This window comes from Pseudomonas chaetocerotis (assembly GCF_015712105.2).
Taxonomy (GTDB): Bacteria; Pseudomonadota; Gammaproteobacteria; order Pseudomonadales; family Pseudomonadaceae; genus Aquipseudomonas; species Aquipseudomonas chaetocerotis.
This window is the reverse complement of sequence record NZ_JACFYX020000002.1, coordinates 294,879-309,305: the sequence shown is the minus strand read 5'-3', so window position 1 is coordinate 309,305 and position 14,427 is coordinate 294,879. Positions and strand designations below refer to the sequence as shown.

Genomic DNA, 14,427 nt, shown 5'->3' with positions numbered 1-14,427 from the left:
CCCAAAAAACCGCTGCCCTATCGCAAGGTGCAGCGGTTTTTTCGTTACGGCGTCAGTCGTCTACTCACCCGCACGCTTGAGTAACTGCTTGCAACGCTCGGACAAGTGCACCACACGCAGGTGCTTGCCGGCGCGCTCGTAGCGCTCGCGCAGGGTTTTCAGCGCGGCGATGGCCGAGTAGTCAACGAAGCTCAGGTGGCGGCAGTCGAGAGTCACCTGTTGCGGGTCGTCGGCGGGCTCGAACTGCGCGAGGAAGGTGGTACAGGAGGCGAAGAACAATGTGCCGTGCGCACGGTACAGCTTGCTGCCATCGGCCTGCATATCGCTGTCGGCGTAAAGCTCACGGGCATGCTGCCAGGCGAAGTTGAGCGCAGCGATGACGATGCCGCAGAGCACCGCCGTTGCCAGGTCGGTGGCCACCGTGATGGCGGTCACCGCGATGATCACCAGCACGTCGTTGGCCGGCACCTTGCCGGCCACGCGCAGCGAACCCCAGGCGAACGTCTGCTGCGCCACCACGAACATCACGCCGACCAGCGCGGCCAGCGGGATGCGCTCGATCAGTGGCGAGAGAAACAGCACGAAGAGCAGGATCATCACCCCGGCGACGACACCAGACAGCCGCCCGCGCCCACCCGAGCCGAGGTTGATAACGGTCTGGCCGATCATCGCGCAGCCGCCCATGCCACCGAACAGGCCGGACGTCATGTTGGCCACCCCGAGCGCCACGCACTCGCGATCCGGGTGGCCGCGCGTGGCGGTGATTTCGTCGGTGAGATTCAGGGTCAGCAGGGTTTCCAGCAGGCCGACCAGAGCCATCAGCACGGCGTAGGGGGCGATGATGACGAGGGTTTCCAGATTCCAGGGAATGTCCGGCCACACCAGGCTCGGCAGGCCGCCGGCAATCTGCGCCATGTCGCCGAGGGTATGAGTCGGCAGATCCATCAGGTAGACCAGCGCGCCGATCCCGAGGATTGCGACCAGCGCCGGCGGCACGGCGCGGGTCAGGCGTGGCAGCAGATAGACGATGAGCATGGTCAGCGCCACCAGCCCGAGCATCAGGTACAAGGCGTTGCCTTGCAGCCAGTGGCCGTCGTGCTGGAAGTGCTCGAACTGGGCCAGGGCGATGATGATCGCCAGGCCGTTGACGAAGCCCAGCATCACCGGATGCGGCACCATGCGGATCAGCTTGCCCAGGCGCAGCAGGCCGAACGCCAGCATGATCAGGCCGCCGAGCAGCACCGTGGCCAGCAGGTACTGCACGCCGTGCTGTATCACCAGCGCGACGATCACCACCGCCATCGAGCCGGCCGCGCCGGAGATCATCCCCGGTCGGCCACCGAACAGGGCGGTGAGGGTGCAGATGATGAAGGCGCCGTACAGGCCCATCAGCGGGTTGACCTGGGCCACCAGGGCGAAGGCGATGCACTCGGGTACCAGGGCGAAGGACGAGGTCAGGCCGGCCAGCAGGTCGGCGCGTAGGCGTGCGGGTTTCATGAGCGGGCGTGTGAACAGGCAAAAGGGCGCGCATGTTAGCGCCCGAAGCAAGTTGCCGTCATGCGCTCAGAGATGACCGGGGGATCAGCAACCTGGTCCATACCCCGTGTATGCATGACAATCACAGAGCAGAGGCTCTGTCAGGCATCGCTTACCGATACAAAGCGCACAGCGGCTCGATCTTGTCGCCTTTGACGTAGGAGAAATTCAGCTTGAGGCCTTCGATCTCCATGCCCAGCTCCATGGTCTTGGCATTGAAAGCCAGGACCTGCAGATCGAAGCTCTGATAGGGCGAAGTGATGTGGATGGTCTGGCCATCCTCGCTGAGGCGATAGTCGGAGACTTCCACCTCCTGCTCGCCCGGCGTTGCGCAGTTGAACGGATGCAGGTCACTCTTGCCGTCGGCCTTGAACTCGACGACGTTGGCGATACCGTTGTTCAGCGGCGTCATGGCCCAGATGCCGAGCAATTGGTCCTGGCTTTCGATCGTGGCGGCACTGGCCTCGCTCGACAATAGGGCGAACAGGGGAACACACAGCAGTTTCTTCATGGGATTTCCTTATCGGATGATGAGACACGTCCACAGACGGACATGCGCGGCGCCGATGCTACCTGTATCCAGCAAAGCCGGACACGAAGGGAGCCACACTCCGGCAGCCCGACACATATTCTGCAACAAGGAGCCCCGCCATGAACAAGAACCTGCTGATTACCGGTGCCAGCCGCGGTATCGGTCGCGCCACCGCCCTGCTGGCCGCTGCTGGCGGCTGGACGGTCGGGGTGAACTACCGCAGCGACCGCGCCGCCGCCGATGAGGTGGTGGCACAGATCGAAGCGATGGGCGGCAAAGCCCTCGCCCTGCCTGGCGATGTCGCCAACGAGGACGATGTGCTGCGCCTGTTCGAGACCATGGACAAATTCGGTCCGCTGCACGGCCTGGTGGTCAATGCCGGCATCGTCGCCCCACCCATGCCGCTGCTGGAGATGAGCGGCGAGCGCTTGCAGCGGATGTTCAACGTCAACGTGCTGGGTAGCTATCTCACCGCACGCGAGGGCGCCCGGCGCATGGCCCGCAATCACGGTGGCGAAGGTGGCTCCATGGTGCTGGTGTCTTCGGTGGCCGCCAGCCTGGGCGCGCCCTTCGAGTATGTCGACTATGCCGGCGCCAAAGGCGCGATGGATGTACTGACCCTCGGCCTGGCCAAGGAATTGGGCGGCGAGGGCGTACGGGTCAATGCCGTGCGCCCGGGACTGATCGATACCGAGATCCACGCCAGCGGCGGCCAACCGGACCGCGCCGAGCGCCTGGGCAAGGCGACACCGCTGGGCCGCCCCGGACGTGCCGAGGAAGTCGCCGAAGCCATCGTCTGGCTGCTCGGTGACAAGGCCAGCTACACCACTGGCGCGCTGATCGATATCGCTGGCGGGCGCTAGCTCTTAACGAAGGGACATCGAGCGAAACCGCAATATCCCTCTATCGCGCCCCCTCATAGCGGGAGGCATCTGCCAGGCGATCCGCCAACCAGCATCATTACGCAAATGAGAAGCAATGCTATTATATGCGCTTTGAACAATCAGGTGCTCTCTTGGCTCAGCCCCAACATGCCCCATGCCGGTATTCGCTGGAGGACCTCCGCCAGTTGGGCCGGCGTCATCATGTGCATTACAGCCTGATTGGCGCACAGCACGAGGATAATCCCTGCGTGATGCAGGGCTACATCAGCGAGCAGGAAACCAGCCTGGGCATGACGCTGGTCAGCTCTCAGGTACAAACCTTCCAGGGTTACCAGGCTCAGTCATTCAGCTCTCCCAGCCTGACCATGATCGTCCTGCTGGAGGGACAGGCTCAGCTCGCCGGCCCCACCGTCATCACCCTCTCGCCTGGTCATGGCGTCATCATGCTCGGCCAGGAAGAGCCCGGTCAGACGGCTCGGCATCACGCTCATCACAACTTGCGCGGCCTCAACCTGTCCATCGGCAACATCGATGACCTGGCAGACGAGAACCTGGCGGATCAGCTACGCGGCCCCCTGCAACGCCGCAGCGCCTGCACCCTACGCTGGACCATCCCCGCAAGCCTGCACCAGGGTTTGCAGGCCCTGGCCTGCGAACAGTCGCAAGGCTGCCTGCAACGGCTCTTGAACGAGGGCCTGGCACTGCAACTGTTGGCGCACGGCTTGAGCGCCATTGGCACTCATGAGCGCGACACCCCCTCGCTCAATCCACGTGATCGGGCCCTGCTGGAACGGGTTCGCGATTACCTGCATCAAGAGCCTGGAGCCGAGCACAGCCTGCACCAGCTGGCACAACTGGCGTGCATGAGCCCCAGCTCTCTGCGCCAGAAGTTCCAGCACGCCTATGGCGTCAGCGTCATGGCCTACCTGCGCCGGCGCCGCATGGAGCTGGCCAGGCAATACCTCGAACAGGGTTGGCGAGTTCAGGACGCCGCCCACTATGTTGGCTATCGCCACGCCAGCAATTTCGCCACCGCGTACCGGCACCATTTCGGTGTTTCTCCCCGCGAGTCGATCTAGCAGGACATCACCCCCAACACCGTCGTTCCTGCCCTGGCATCCAGCATAGGAACACTGGCATCCGGCAAAAGTGGACCCTCAAGTAAATGTGAATAATTCGCATGAACAAATTACTCCCAAAAGGTCCCTGCAATGTCGAAGTGTTCGATCTTCCCCCTCACGCCGCTAGCCTCGGTGATGTGCAGCGCATTGCTGGCCGCCGCAATGGCACCCCTGACGGCCGGGGCAACGCCACAAGGGGATTTCGATGACAACGGCGCGAACGAGGCCAGCCTGACGCTGCCGGCGATGAATGTGCATGGCAAGCAGCTGCCGCAGTCGGGAACCGAGGGCACGGGCAGCTACACCACCGGCAGCATGTCCACCGCCGTAGGCCTGCCGCTATCGATACGCGAGACGCCACAATCGGTGAGCGTCGTTACCCGCCAACAGATCGAAGATCGCGGCCTGCGTGACACGGCGGCGGTTCTCGCCAGCGCTCCGGGTATCTCGATGAGCCGCAGCGACAGCAATCGGGTGTCGTTTTCCGCACGCGGGTTCGACATCGACAACTTCCAGTTCGATGGATTGGCTTCGCCGATCAACAACTTCTGGAACTTCGGCGCCACCGATATCGATTCGGCGATCTATGATCGCGTCGAGGTGGTACGCGGCTCGACGGGATTGCTGACCGGCGCCGGCAACCCCTCGGCTGCGGTCAACTTCATACGCAAGCGCCCATTGCCGGAGTTCGCCATAGGCGGCTCGCTCGGCATCGGACGTTGGCATCAGCGCCGTGGCGATATCGATATCTCCACCCCGCTCAGCGCTGACGGTCGAATCGCTGCCCGGGTGGTGGCGGCCTACTCCGAGCGCGACACCTTCATCGACCACCAGAGTTACGACAGTGAAACACTGTACGGCGTGATCAGCGCGGAGCTGACCCCAAGCACGCAGCTGACTTTGAGCCTCGAACACCAGAAGAACGATACCGACGGCATGGGCGCCGGCGTTCCAATGTTCTACGCCGACGGATCGCGCACCAACTTTGGCCGCTCCACGGCCAACAACACCAAGTGGTCGTACTTCGGTACCGAGTCGAACACCGCCTTCGTCGATCTCGAGCACCAGCTGGACAACGACTGGAAGCTGCGCGCGGCCTACAGTCGTACCGAGGCCGATTACACCATGCGCTACCTGTTCCGCGGCGGTTATCCAGACCGGGACAACGCCGGCATGAGCGCCAGCTTCCTCAAGTACGACGGTGAGCGCACCCGCGACGATTGGCACCTGACCAGCAGCGGACAATTCGAGCTGCTGGGGCGCACTCACGAAGCCGCGTTCGGCTGGATGAGCATCGACGACGATCTGCAGATGGACCAGTACCTGCCGGTGCCAGGTACCGCGCCGATTGCCGACTCGAGACTGGACTGGACCAACGGCGACATCGCCGAACCCGTCTGGTCGAACGTTCGGGCCAACGGTGACCGAACCGATATTCGCCAGACTGGCGGCTACGCAGTGACACGCCTGTCGCTCGCCGACCCGCTGCATCTGATTCTGGGTGCTCGCGTCAGCACCTGGAAAATCGAACAGAACTACTTCGGCACCCAGCGCAACTATCGCTATAGCGATGAGGTCACGCCCTATGCCGGCCTGGTCTACGACCTCGATCAGACCTACAGCCTGTACACGAGCTACACCAGCATCTTCAAGAACCAGACGCAAAGGGCGCCGGATGGCAGCTTCCTCGAGCCAGTCACCGGCGACAGCTACGAAGCCGGGATCAAGGCAGGCTATCTGGGAGGCCGGCTCAATGCTGCCTTGTCGGTCTATCGCACCAAACAGGAGGGCCTGGCCGAAGCCATTCCCGATACCTTCCTGACCGCCGACCCCAGCCAGCAGGCTTACAAGTCCGGCGAGGGCGCGGTGGTCGATGGCTTCGACCTGGAGCTGAGCGGCGCGCTGAGTGAGGTGTGGAACCTATCCACCAGCTACACCCACTTCATTGCCCGCAATGCCGAAGGCAAGGCGATCAACACCACCCACCCGCGCACGCAGTTCAAGCTCTTCACCACCTACCGGCTGGACGGTGCATTGAGAGACCTGACCCTGGGCGGTGGAACGACCTGGCGCAGCGGCATCTCCCGCGCCAACACCGGCAGCCCCAACGGCCCGGTGGACGTGAGCGCAGGCAGCTACGTCCTGGTCGATCTGATGGCCAAGTACCAGATCAGCGAGCACATCACGGCGACCGCCAACCTCAACAACGCCTTCGACAAGAAGTATCTGGAGCAGATCGGTTTCTACAGCCAGCTCTGGTATGGCGAGCCGCGCAACCTGCAACTGACCCTGAGCGCGAGATTCTGAGCAGCAGCGGTCACGTCGTCATAGGCCCGGACCTGCCGGGTGTTCGTGATCAGCGCCAGGCTCAATCCCAGCGTGGCGCGAAGCCCGGGTTGGCGACACGCTCGCCGCGATCCAGCGTGGCGATAGCGGCCATGTCCGCCTCGCTCAGGCGCAGTTCGGCGGCAGCCAGGTTCTCGCGCTTGGTCGAGGACGGAATCACCGCATACCCCTGCTGCAACGACCAGGCCAGGGCAACCTGCGCCGGGCTGGTGCCATGGGCAGCGGGATGCGCTGGATATCCGGCTCGGCCAGCACCTTGCCATAGGCCAGCGGCATGTAGCCGGTCAGATGAATCCCCTGCTGCCGGGCGAAGTCCACCAGCTTGCGGTTCTGCAGCAGCGGATGCTTTTCCACCTGGTTGGTGGCGATCTCATCCTTCTCCACTGCCTCGATGGCCTGGCGTAAATGAGCGATGGTGAAGATGGATGGCCGATCAGCAGACCGACGCTGGGACTGAGTGGTTCGGCCTGACTCAGTGGGTAAAAATTGCAGGCCCAAGGCAAAGGGCGAGCAGCAGGCAGGCTTGATGGAGAGCAGTATCCGCGCCAGACTCATGCGGAAAACCTATCAAACCCGCAAACACCTTTGACTGAAGGTCAGCAATGAAGACCAGCCTGGAAGAAATGCTCGCCTTCACCAACGTGGTCGACTGCGGTTCGATCAGTGCCGCCGCCGAGCAGCTCGAACAAACTGCGTCCGGCGTCAGCCGTGCCCTCAGCCGGCTGGAGGAAAAGCTTGCCGTCACCTTGCTACGCCGCACCACCCGGCGCCTGGAGCTGACCGAGGAGGGCGAGATATTCCTGGCCCAGGCGCGGCGCATCCTCGCCAGTGTCGAGGATGCGGAGGAGCAGATGACCCTGCGCCGCCACGCACCGGCCGGGCGCCTGCGAATCAACACCGCCTCGCCTTTCATGCTGCATGCGATCGTGCCGCTGATCGGCGAGTTTCGTGCGCTTTATCCGCAGATCGAACTGGAGCTGAACAGCGACGACCGTATCATCGACCTGCTGGAACGCCGCACCGACCTGGCCATCCGCATCGGCAACCTGCCGGACTCCAGCCTGCATGCCAGGCCCCTGTGCCACAGTCGCCGCCGCGTGCTGGCCAGCCCCGAGTACCTGCGCCGCCATGGTACGCCAGCGCGTACCGAAGATCTGACCGGGCACAGCCTCATCGGCTTCACCGAGCCGGACAGCCTCAACGAATGGCCGCTACGACACGCCCTCGGCGAGCGCTGGCGCATCACCCCAAGCCTGCGCGCCTCCAGCGGCGACACCATTCTCGAACTGGCCCTGGCCGGCGAAGGCCTGGTGTGCCTGTCGGACTTCATGACTGACGGCACCCGCGCCAGCGGCGCGCTGGTCGAGGTGCTGTCCGAGCAACGCGTGGAGGTGCGCCAGCCGATCAACGCGGTGTACTACCGCAACACCGCGCTGGCGTCGCGCATCACCTGCTTTCTCGATTTTCTCAGCGAGCGACTGGGTTGTCCGACCTGACGCACCACGACTGAGAAAAATCGACCGTAGCCTGGATGCAATCCGGGCTACAGGACAGCACAACGGAAAAGGGCGACTCACCGAGTCGCCCTTTCTGTCACCGCTGCATCACTGCTTGGCCTGCAGACTCCACTCGGCCAGTTTCTGCTGCTTGTAGCTGAGCGCCGCAGCCGGTACCGGGGTGACCTTGCCAGTTTCCATCCAGCGCTTGAGGCGGTTGGCGTCGGCCATGTGGGTGTACTTGCCGAAGGCGCCGAGCACCACGAAGGCTACCGGGCGATTGGCGATAGTGGTGGCCATCACCAGGCAGCGACCAGCGGCATTGGTGAAACCGGTCTTGCTCAGGTTGATGTTCCAGTCAGGCTTGCGCACCAGCGCATTGGTGTTGCGAAAGCCGAGGGTGTAGTTGGGCTTGCGGAAGGCCACGGTCGCTTCGGAATCGGTGCTGAACTGGTGGATCAGCGGATACTGGTTGGCCGCCTTGACCATCAGTGCCAGATCACGGGCGGTGGCGACGTTCAGCTCGGACAGGCCGGTGGGTTCGACGAAGTGGCTGTTGTGCATACCCAGCGCCTTGGCCTTGGCATTCATCGCCGCGACGAAGGCCGAGTGGCCGCCTGGGTAATGGTGCGCGAGGCTGGCGGCAGCGCGGTTCTCCGAGGACATCAGCGCCAGGTGCAGCATCTCGCGACGAGTGATTTCGCTGCCGATACGCACACGGGAGAACACGCCCTGCATTTCCTGGGTGTCGCGGATGTTGATCGGCAAAACCTGGTCCAGCGGCAGCTTGGCATCCAGCACCACCATGGCGGTCATCAGCTTGGTGACCGAAGCGACCGGCAGACGCAGGTCCGGGTTGCTGGAATAGAGCTCCTGGCCAGTTTTCAGATCGATCAGCAATGCACTACCGGCGGCCAGCTCCTGCTTGGGCTGGGCGGGCGCGGCCTGGAGGTTCGAAACAACAAGGCTGCCGCACAGCAGCAGGCCCAAAATCGAATGATGGAGTTTCACGGTTTACTTCACCGGTTGGAGTGTGGGAGCCGCTGGCAGACGTGGAAAACGACTGACCAGAGCGGCGGCGACCAGTATAGGGATCACGCTTGGCTATTGCAGTATGGCCCGGTCAAACGGTTGCTGCTGGCGAATCCAGCTCGGCCTGCAACCAATCGACGAAACGCGCGGTAAGGCGCTGACGACGCTTGCGCTCGGGCAGCACCAGGTAATAGCCCAACGCCGAATGCACCTGGGCCTCACCCAGGCGACAGAGCAGCCCCTGAGCCAGAAGTTCATCGACCAGATGGCGCCAGCCGATGGCCACGCCCTGCCCGGCAATCGCCGCCTGGATCAGCAGGGTGTAGTTGTCGAAACGCAACGCGCCGGGCGTTGGCAGACTGGCGATACCCAGCGCGCGAAACAGGCCATCCCAGTCGAACCAGCGCGAACGGTGCTCGGGACGCAGGTGCAGCAACGGTAGTTCAGCCAACACTGCGACCGGCAGCGGCGGCTGAAGCTCGCCGAGCAGACGCGGACTGCACACCGGGAATACCTCCTCGCGAAACAGCAGGTGCGCCTCGCCATGCTTGAAGCGACCATCACCGAAGCGGATCGCCACGTCGATGTCGCTCGGCACCGTGGCCGGGTCGCGCTCGCTGGTGATCAGGCTGACGTCCACCTCCGGGTACAGCCTGTTGAAGCGCTGCAACCGTGGCATCAGCCAGTAGGCGGCGAAGGCGAAGTCGGTGGCCACCTGCAGCACTTCATGCTGCTGGCGCGCGGTGACGGCGACGAGCCCCGCATCGAGGCTCGCCAGCCCTTCCTGCACATGGGCCAGCAACAGCTCGCCGGCCTCGGTCAGCACGATGCCTCGGTAGACGCGGTCGAACAGGCGCGTGGCCAGTTGCTGCTCCAGACGCTTGATCTGCTGACTGATCGCCGGCTGGCTGCTGCCCAGTTCGCTGGCGGCGGCGGTGAAACTGAGCTGGCGCGCCGCCGACTCGAACACCCGCAGTGCGTCGAGCGATAGTCCATCGATGGCTTTAAACATAAGCTCTGCTTATCCGAGGTATGTTTCGCTGCCGGGTTTACCCTGCCGCCGTTCTACCGGAATCATGGTGCCCGCACTGTCGCATAAACCAACAGTATGGAATACCCGTCACCATGAAGCGCCCGAACATCCTCTTCATCATGGCCGACCAGATGGCCGCGCCGATCCTGCCGCTGCACGATGCCGCCTCGCCGGTGCAGATGCCCAACCTGATGAAGCTGGCCGAGCAGGCCGTGGTGTTCGACTCGGCCTACTGCAACAGCCCGCTCTGTGCGCCGTCGCGCTTCACTCTGGTCAGCGGGCGGCTGCCGTCGAAGATCGGCGCCTTCGATAACGCCGCTGACTTTCCAGCTGATGTGCCGACCTACGCCCACTACCTGCGCCGCCTCGGCTACCGCACCGCGCTGTCGGGCAAGATGCACTTCTGCGGCCCGGACCAGTTGCATGGCTACGAAGAGCGCCTGACCAGCGACATCTACCCGGCCGACTACGGCTGGGCAGTGAACTGGGACGAGCCGGACGTACGCGCCAGCTGGTACCACAACATGTCTTCGGTGCTGCAGGCCGGCCCCTGCGTGCGCAGCAACCAGCTGGACTTCGACGAGGAGGTGGTATTCAAGGCACGTCAGTACCTATACGACCATGTGCGCACGACCCCGGATCAACCGTTCTGCCTGACCGTGTCGATGACCCATCCGCACGACCCCTACACCATCGCGCGCGAGTACTGGGATCGTTACGAGGGTGTGGACATTCCCATGCCGCGCCAGTACCTCGAGCAGAGTGAGCAGGACCCGCATTCGCAGCGCCTGCTCAAGGTCATCGACCTGTGGAACAAGCCGCTGCCCGAGAACAAGATCCGCGACGCCCGCCGCGCCTACTTCGGCGCCTGCAGCTACATCGACGACAATATCGGCAAGCTGTTGAACACCCTGGAAGAGTGCGGCCTGGCGGAGGACACCCTGATCGTCTTCTCCGGCGACCACGGCGACATGCTTGGCGAGCGCGGCCTCTGGTACAAGATGCACTGGTTCGAGATGTCCGCCCGCGTGCCGCTGCTGGTGCATGCGCCCAAGCAGTTTGCCGCGCACCGGGTCAGCCAGTCCGTATCCACCCTCGATCTGCTGCCAACGCTGGTGGAACTGGCCGGTGGCCAGGTCGAGCAGGGCCTGGAGCTGGAGGGCCACTCCCTGCTGCCGCACCTGCAAGGCGCGGGTGGCCACGACGAAGTGCTCGGCGAATACATGGCCGAGGGCACTGTCAGCCCGCTGATGATGATTCGCCGCGGCCCCTGGAAGTTCGTCTATTCCGAGCAGGACCCACTGCTGCTATTCAACCTGGACAATGACCCGCTCGAGCGTCAGAACCTGGCCGAGTGCAGCGAGCACAAGGGTATCCTCGCCGGCTTCCTGGCCGAGGCCCGCGAACGCTGGGATATTCCGGCCATCCACGCCGCCACCCTGGCCAGCCAGCGCCGCCGCCGACTGGTGGCCGAGGCCCTGAGCCAGGGCAAGCTGACCAGCTGGGATCATCAGCCCTGGGTCGACGCCAGCCAACAGTACATGCGCAACCATATCGATCTCGACGACCTGGAACGCCGCGCCCGTTTTCCACAGGTATGAACCTTTACCCACTGCCGCCCCCAAAAGGACACCTCAAAAAACTACCTGCGTTGCCATCACTGCGTTAAAGACAGGCTCGGGCGCGAGTCCGATCAAAATGCTCGTTTACAGCGCGTAAAGTCGAGCGCGACTCCGACCGTTTTTCGCCTGTTTGATTCGCTGGCGCTCACCCTTCGGGCCAGCCTTTGGCTGTCACTCCCCTCGGTCGTTGCGCCTTGCGCTGGTTGCTTCGCCTACGTTTTTAGAGGTGCCCGACACAGAAGAAAAAAGGAGAGATGCCATGAACCGACTCAGCGTGCTGTTACTTACCACTGCGCTCACCAGCGCCGGAAATGTCTGGGCTGAGGACGCAGCCTGTGCCACGGTCAAGCTCGGTGATCCGGGCTGGAGCGATATCGCCGTGACCAACGGCATCGCCAGCTTCCTGCTCGACGGCCTGGGCTATAAGCCACAAACCCAGACCCTGGCCGTGCCGATCATCTTCGCCGGCCTGCAGAAGGGCCAGGTCGACGTGTTCCTCGGCAACTGGATGCCGGCGCAGCAGAGCAACTATGACAAGTTCGTCGCCAGCGGCGAGGTGGACAAGCTGGCACAAAACCTCGAAGGCACCGAGTACACCCTGGCCGTACCGACCTATGTCTTTGATGCCGGGGTGAAGACTTTCGCCGATCTGGACAAACACGCCGACAAGTTCGGCAAGAAGCTCTACGGCATCGCCTCCGGCTCACCTGCCAACGAGTCGATCAAGCAGATGATCGCCGCCGACGAATTCGGCCTGGGCGACTGGACGCTGGTGGAGTCCAGCGAACAGGCGATGCTGGTGCAGGTCGGCCGCGCGGTGAAGCGCGATCAGTTCGTGGTCTTCCTCGGCTGGACGCCGCACCCGATGAACGTGCAGCACGACATGAAGTACCTCAAAGGCGGCGAGAAATACTTCGGCGACAGCGGCCAGGTCAACACCCTGGCGCGCAAGGGCTACGCCGCGCAGTGCCCCAACGTCGGCAAGCTGCTGAGCAACCTGACGTTCACCCAGGAGATGGAGAACAGCATCATGGATCAGGTGCTGAGCAAGCAGGCCAGCAACGACGCCGCGATCAAGGCCTGGCTCCAGGCCAACCCGCAGGTACTCGATGGCTGGCTGCAGGGCGTCAAGACCCTCGACGGTGGCGATGGTCTGGCCGCTGTGAAGGCGCGGCTTTGAATTAACCGCGGCAAGTGAGTAGGGTGGAGTCGCCTGCGGCCCACCCTCGACTCGAATCATGCGCCTACCTGACCGACAGACCCTGCTGCCGTTTCTCCGCTGGTTGCCTGGCACCAGCCGCAAGACCCTCGGCAATGACCTGCTGGTGGGCCTGACCGGCGCCATCCTGGCTCTGCCGCAATCGCTGGCTTACGCGCTGATTGCCGGGCTACCGGCCGAATACGGCCTGTATGCGGCCATCGTGCCAGTGATCATCGCCTGCCTGTGGGGCTCGTCCTGGCACCTGATTTGCGGGCCGACCGCCGCGATCTCCATCGTCCTGTTCACCAGCGTCAGCCCCATGGCGCGCATCGGTAGCGACGAATTCATCGCCCTGATCCTGCTGCTGACCTTTCTCGCCGGGCTGTTCCAGTGGCTGCTCGGTATGCTGCGCTTCGGCGCCCTGGTGAACTTCGTCTCGCAGTCGGTGGTGCTCGGCTTCACCCTCGGCGCGGCGCTGGTGATCGCCATCGGGCAGATGCCCAATCTGCTTGGCGTCGAGGTCGCCAGCCAACCCACGGCCCTGACCAGCCTGCTGCAGATCGGCCAGCATTTGCCCCAGGCGCACTGGCCGAGCCTGGCCCTGGCGGCCTTCACCCTGCTGCTCAGCGTGGCCGTGCGCAAGCTCTGGCCAAAAGCGCCTGCACTGCTGATCGGCCTGGTCTGTGGCAGCCTGCTGGCCTGGTTGCTGCCTGCGCGCTTCACCGCTGACATTGCCCTGGTCGCACCATTCGCCGGCGGCCTGCCACCGCTGACTGCGCTGAGTTTCGACCTCGACGACGTGCTGCGCCTGCTGCCAGCAGCCGTGGCCTGCGGCATGCTCGGGCTGGTCACCAGCCTGTCCATCGCCCGTGCGCTGGCGGTGAAGTCACACCAGTTCCTCGATGCCAACCAGGAAGTTCGCGCCCAGGGCCTGTCGAACATGCTCGGGCCGTGGTTCTCCGCCTCACTGTCGGCCGGCTCCTTCACCCGCTCGGCACTAAACCTGCAGGCCGGCGCGCGTACACCGCTGGCCGGAGTGTTCTCGGCGCTGCTGGTGGCGCTGTTCGCGGTGTTCGGCGCAGCGCTGCTGACGCATATCCCGCTGCCAGTGATGGCGGCCGGCATCCTGCTGATCTGCTGGGGACTGGTGGATCTGCCTGCGATCCGCGCACTGCGCCGGGTCAGTCGCTCCGAGTTCATGGTGATGCTGCTGACTTTCACCGCGACCCTGGTGCTGGAGCTGCAGACGGCGATCTACGCCGGTGTGCTGGCCTCACTGTTCTTCTACCTCAAGCGCACCTCGCAGCCGCGCGTGCGCCTGTGGCAGGACGGCGACGACGAGGTGCTGCGCATCGAGGGCTCGATCTTCTTCGGCGCCTGCCAGTACATCCAGCAATTGCTGCAACGCAGCCGAGGTCAGCGCCTGGTGATCGATGCGCGGCACATCAACTTCATCGACTACGCCGGGGTAGAGATGCTGCACCAGGAGGCGCGCCGCCTGCAGGCGCTGCAACGCAGCCTGGTGCTGCGCCAGGCGCGGCCACAGGTAGTGGAGGAAATCCTCAAGCTCGAAGGCGCCGAGCGCTGCCCGGTGCAGTTCGAGGATTGAGCGAGATACGGGCGG

The 14,427-nt window shown here is 63.8% G+C and carries 11 protein-coding genes and 1 pseudogene; 7 read left to right on the top strand and 5 right to left on the bottom strand.

Annotated features, from left to right (window positions below):
• Nucleotides 1-60: 60 nt before the first annotated feature.
• Both H3221_RS05390 and H3221_RS05385 read right to left on the bottom strand, forming a co-directional pair.
• Nucleotides 61-1,497 (bottom strand): SulP family inorganic anion transporter, encoded by a 1,437-nt coding sequence (locus H3221_RS05390; protein ID WP_196474298.1) that lies wholly within the window; start codon nt 1,495-1,497, stop codon nt 61-63.
• 151 nt (nt 1,498-1,648) lie between these two features.
• Nucleotides 1,649-2,047, bottom strand: a complete 399-nt coding sequence (locus H3221_RS05385; RefSeq protein WP_196474299.1) for a hypothetical protein — start codon at nt 2,045-2,047, stop codon at nt 1,649-1,651.
• Nucleotides 2,048-2,187: 140 nt separating this feature from the next.
• On the opposite strand from H3221_RS05385, the gene H3221_RS05380 reads away from it, so the two are divergent.
• From H3221_RS05380 to fauA, 3 genes are all read left to right on the top strand, one after another.
• The gene (locus H3221_RS05380; RefSeq protein WP_196474300.1) at nt 2,188-2,931 is read left to right on the top strand and encodes an SDR family oxidoreductase; all 744 of its coding nucleotides are present in this window, start codon (nt 2,188-2,190) and stop codon (nt 2,929-2,931) included.
• Nucleotides 2,932-3,083: 152 nt separating this feature from the next.
• A complete protein-coding gene (locus tag H3221_RS05375) occupies nt 3,084-4,031 on the top strand; it encodes a helix-turn-helix transcriptional regulator (RefSeq protein WP_196474301.1) in 948 nt (315 codons plus the stop codon).
• Between the two features lie 132 nt (nt 4,032-4,163).
• Nucleotides 4,164-6,380 carry a TonB-dependent alcaligin siderophore receptor FauA gene (gene fauA / locus H3221_RS05370; RefSeq protein ID WP_196474302.1) on the top strand — a complete coding sequence of 739 codons (2,217 nt, stop codon included), beginning with the start codon at nt 4,164-4,166 and terminating at the stop codon, nt 6,378-6,380.
• A gap of 61 nt (nt 6,381-6,441) precedes the next feature.
• Here fauA and H3221_RS05365 read toward each other — a convergent pair.
• Nucleotides 6,442-6,845, bottom strand: a pseudogene (locus H3221_RS05365) (aldo/keto reductase); the annotation flags it as partial.
• A gap of 176 nt (nt 6,846-7,021) precedes the next feature.
• On the opposite strand from H3221_RS05365, the gene H3221_RS05360 reads away from it, so the two are divergent.
• On the top strand, nt 7,022-7,915 hold the full coding sequence (locus H3221_RS05360) for a LysR substrate-binding domain-containing protein (RefSeq protein ID WP_196474303.1): 894 nt from the start codon (nt 7,022-7,024) through the stop codon (nt 7,913-7,915).
• A gap of 108 nt (nt 7,916-8,023) precedes the next feature.
• On the opposite strand, the gene pbpG is transcribed toward H3221_RS05360, so the two are convergent.
• Entirely contained in the window at nt 8,024-8,926 is a 903-nt protein-coding gene (gene pbpG / locus H3221_RS05355; RefSeq protein ID WP_192985380.1) for a D-alanyl-D-alanine endopeptidase, read from the bottom strand.
• Between the two features lie 112 nt (nt 8,927-9,038).
• On the bottom strand, nt 9,039-9,959 hold the full coding sequence (locus H3221_RS05350; RefSeq protein WP_160018612.1) for a choline sulfate utilization transcriptional regulator: 921 nt from the start codon (nt 9,957-9,959) through the stop codon (nt 9,039-9,041).
• Between the two features lie 113 nt (nt 9,960-10,072).
• On the opposite strand from H3221_RS05350, the gene betC reads away from it, so the two are divergent.
• From betC to H3221_RS05335, 3 genes are all read left to right on the top strand, one after another.
• Nucleotides 10,073-11,581 carry a choline-sulfatase gene (gene betC / locus H3221_RS05345; RefSeq protein WP_196474304.1) on the top strand — a complete coding sequence of 503 codons (1,509 nt, stop codon included), beginning with the start codon at nt 10,073-10,075 and terminating at the stop codon, nt 11,579-11,581.
• Between the two features lie 280 nt (nt 11,582-11,861).
• Nucleotides 11,862-12,782 (top strand): choline ABC transporter substrate-binding protein, encoded by a 921-nt coding sequence (gene choX / locus H3221_RS05340; protein WP_196474305.1) that lies wholly within the window; start codon nt 11,862-11,864, stop codon nt 12,780-12,782.
• 58 nt (nt 12,783-12,840) lie between these two features.
• Nucleotides 12,841-14,412, top strand: coding sequence for a SulP family inorganic anion transporter (locus H3221_RS05335; RefSeq protein ID WP_196474306.1), 1,572 nt, complete (start codon nt 12,841-12,843; stop codon nt 14,410-14,412).
• Nucleotides 14,413-14,427: the final 15 nt, after the last annotated feature.

Coding starts and splice junctions, on each gene's coding strand:
- H3221_RS05390 (WP_196474298.1), bottom strand. CDS start 1,497: ATGAAACCCGCACGCCTACGCGCCGACCTGCTGGCCGGCCTGACCTCG.
- H3221_RS05385 (WP_196474299.1), bottom strand. CDS start 2,047: ATGAAGAAACTGCTGTGTGTTCCCCTGTTCGCCCTATTGTCGAGCGAG.
- H3221_RS05380 (WP_196474300.1), top strand. CDS start 2,188: ATGAACAAGAACCTGCTGATTACCGGTGCCAGCCGCGGTATCGGTCGC.
- fauA (WP_196474302.1), top strand. CDS start 4,164: ATGTCGAAGTGTTCGATCTTCCCCCTCACGCCGCTAGCCTCGGTGATG.
- H3221_RS05360 (WP_196474303.1), top strand. CDS start 7,022: ATGAAGACCAGCCTGGAAGAAATGCTCGCCTTCACCAACGTGGTCGAC.
- H3221_RS05350 (WP_160018612.1), bottom strand. CDS start 9,959: ATGTTTAAAGCCATCGATGGACTATCGCTCGACGCACTGCGGGTGTTC.
- betC (WP_196474304.1), top strand. CDS start 10,073: ATGAAGCGCCCGAACATCCTCTTCATCATGGCCGACCAGATGGCCGCG.
- choX (WP_196474305.1), top strand. CDS start 11,862: ATGAACCGACTCAGCGTGCTGTTACTTACCACTGCGCTCACCAGCGCC.
- H3221_RS05335 (WP_196474306.1), top strand. CDS start 12,841: ATGCGCCTACCTGACCGACAGACCCTGCTGCCGTTTCTCCGCTGGTTG.